The 3,039-nt window shown below is 50.0% G+C and carries 1 rRNA gene; it reads right to left on the bottom strand.

What is annotated here, in order from left to right:
* Positions 1 to 35: 35 nt before the first annotated feature.
* Positions 36 to 2,950, bottom strand: a 23S ribosomal RNA gene (locus CUS89_RS07880).
* Positions 2,951 to 3,039: the final 89 nt, after the last annotated feature.

Here is a 3,039-nt window from a genome sequence, read left to right as displayed (position 1 = left end):
TCAGTAAGAAACTCTCCGAGTTTTTTCATTTTATTTTGGTTAAGTCCTCGATCGATTAGTATCAGTCCGCTCCATACATCACTGTACTTCCACTCCTGACCTATCTACCTGATCATCTCTCAGGGATCTTACTTTCTTAAAGAAATGGGAAATCTCATCTTGAGGTGGGCTTCACACTTAGATGCTTTCAGCGTTTATCCCTTCCCTACATAGCTACCCAGCAATGCCCTTGGCAGAACAACTGGTACACCAGCGGTAAGTCCATCCCGGTCCTCTCGTACTAAGGACAGCTCCTCTCAAATTTCCAACGCCCGCGACGGATAGGGACCGAACTGTCTCACGACGTTCTGAACCCAGCTCGCGTGCCGCTTTAATGGGCGAACAGCCCAACCCTTGGGACCGACTACAGCCCCAGGATGCGACGAGCCGACATCGAGGTGCCAAACCTCCCCGTCGATGTGGACTCTTGGGGGAGATAAGCCTGTTATCCCCAGGGTAGCTTTTATCCGTTGAGCGATGGCCCTTCCATGCGGAACCACCGGATCACTAAGCCCGACTTTCGTCCCTGCTCGACTTGTAGGTCTCGCAGTCAAGCTCCCTTCTGCCTTTACACTCTTCGAATGATTTCCAACCATTCTGAGGGAACCTTTGGGCGCCTCCGTTACTCTTTAGGAGGCGACCGCCCCAGTCAAACTGCCCATCTGACACTGTCTCCCACCACGATTAGTGGTGCGGGTTAGAGTGGCCATAACGCAGGGGTAGTATCCCACCAGCGCCTCCATCGAAACTAGCGTTCCGACTTCTACGGCTCCTACCTATCCTGTACATGCGGTACAGACACTCAATATCAAACTACAGTAAAGCTCCATGGGGTCTTTCCGTCCTGTCGCGGGTAACCTGCATCTTCACAGGTACTAAAATTTCACCGAGTCTCTCGTTGAGACAGTGCCCAAATCGTTACGCCTTTCGTGCGGGTCGGAACTTACCCGACAAGGAATTTCGCTACCTTAGGACCGTTATAGTTACGGCCGCCGTTTACTGGGGCTTCAATTCGTACCTTCGCTTACGCTAAGCACTCCTCTTAACCTTCCAGCACCGGGCAGGCGTCAGCCCCTATACTTCATCTTACGATTTTGCAGAGACCTGTGTTTTTGATAAACAGTCGCTTGGGCCTATTCACTGCGGCTGATCTGACGATCAGCACCCCTTCTCCCGAAGTTACGGGGTCATTTTGCCGAGTTCCTTAACGAGAGTTCTCTCGCTCACCTTAGGATTCTCTCCTCGACTACCTGTGTCGGTTTGCGGTACGGGTCGTTGTTTTCTCACTAGAAGCTTTTCTCGGCAGTGTGACATCAGGAACTTCGGTACTATTATTTCCCTCCCCATCACAGCTTGTCCTTAAAGTTAGAAGCATTTGACTCCTATCAAGACTTACTGCTTGGACAGACATTTCCAATCGTCTGCATTCCTTAGCCTCCTGCGTCCCTCCATTGCTCAAACAAAAACAACGAGTACAGGAATATCAACCTGTTGTCCATCGCCTACGCCTGTCGGCCTCGGCTTAGGTCCCGACTAACCCTGGGCGGACGAGCCTTCCCCAGGAAACCTTAGTCATTCGGTGGACAGGATTCTCACCTGTCTTTCGCTACTCATACCGGCATTCTCACTTCTAAGCGCTCCAGCAGTCCTCACGATCTACCTTCAACGCCCTTAGAACGCTCTCCTACCAATACACCTAAAGGTGTACTCCACAGCTTCGGTAATATGTTTAGCCCCGGTACATTTTCGGCGCAGGGTCACTCGACTAGTGAGCTATTACGCACTCTTTAAATGGTGGCTGCTTCTAAGCCAACATCCTAGTTGTCTGTGCAACCCCACATCCTTTTCCACTTAACATATATTTTGGGACCTTAGCTGGTGGTCTGGGCTGTTTCCCTTTCGACTATGGATCTTATCACTCACAGTCTGACTCCCGGATATGAATGAATGGCATTCGGAGTTTATCTGAATTCGGTAACCCGAGATGGGCCCCTAGTCCAAACAGTGCTCTACCTCCATCATTCTCAATTCCGAGGCTAGCCCTAAAGCTATTTCGGAGAGAACCAGCTATCTCCAAGTTCGTTTGGAATTTCTCCGCTACCCACACCTCATCCCCGCACTTTTCAACGTACGTGGGTTCGGTCCTCCAGTGCGTTTTACCGCACCTTCAACCTGGACATGGGTAGATCACATGGTTTCGGGTCTACGACTACATACTCAAACGCCCTATTCAGACTCGCTTTCGCTGCGGCTCCGTCTCTTCAACTTAACCTCGCATGCAATCGTAACTCGCCGGTTCATTCTACAAAAGGCACGCCATCACCCATTAACGGGCTTTGACTTGTTGTAGGCACACGGTTTCAGGTTCTATTTCACTCCCCTTCCGGGGTGCTTTTCACCTTTCCCTCACGGTACTGGTTCACTATCGGTCACTAGGGAGTATTTAGCCTTGGGAGATGGTCCTCCCGGATTCCGACGGAATTCCTCGTGTTCCGCCGTACTCAGGATCCTCCTAGGTGCCTTCCAAATTTCATCTACGGGGCTTTCACCCTCTTTGACTGACTTTTCCAAGTCATTCGACTATCTGAAAGAACTACCATATCGGAGTCCTACAACCCCAATGAGCAAGCTCATTGGTTTGGGCTTTTCCCGTTTCGCTCGCCGCTACTCAGGGAATCGAATTTTCTTTCTCTTCCTGCAGGTACTTAGATGTTTCAGTTCTCTGCGTCTACCTCGTATACGCTATGTATTCACGTATACGTAACATCCTATAAAAGATGCTGGGTTCCCCCATTCGGAAATCTCTGGATCATAGCTTACGTACAGCTCCCCAAAGCATATCGGTGTTAGTCCCGTCCTTCATCGGCTCCTAGTGCCAAGGCATCCACCGTGCGCCCTTATTCACTTAACCTTATCAACCTTACGGTTGGGTTTTGATCTTTCTTCTAGCGATAGAAGTCCAATCAAGAAAAATAAGCAATTGAACTTATTAAAAAACTC

Origin of the sequence: Enterococcus mundtii (assembly GCF_002947535.1) — a bacterium.
GTDB classification, from domain to species: Bacteria; Bacillota; Bacilli; order Lactobacillales; family Enterococcaceae; genus Enterococcus_B; species Enterococcus_B mundtii_B.
The sequence above is the reverse complement of the archived record's forward strand: the minus strand, read 5'-3'. Positions and strand labels throughout refer to the sequence as shown.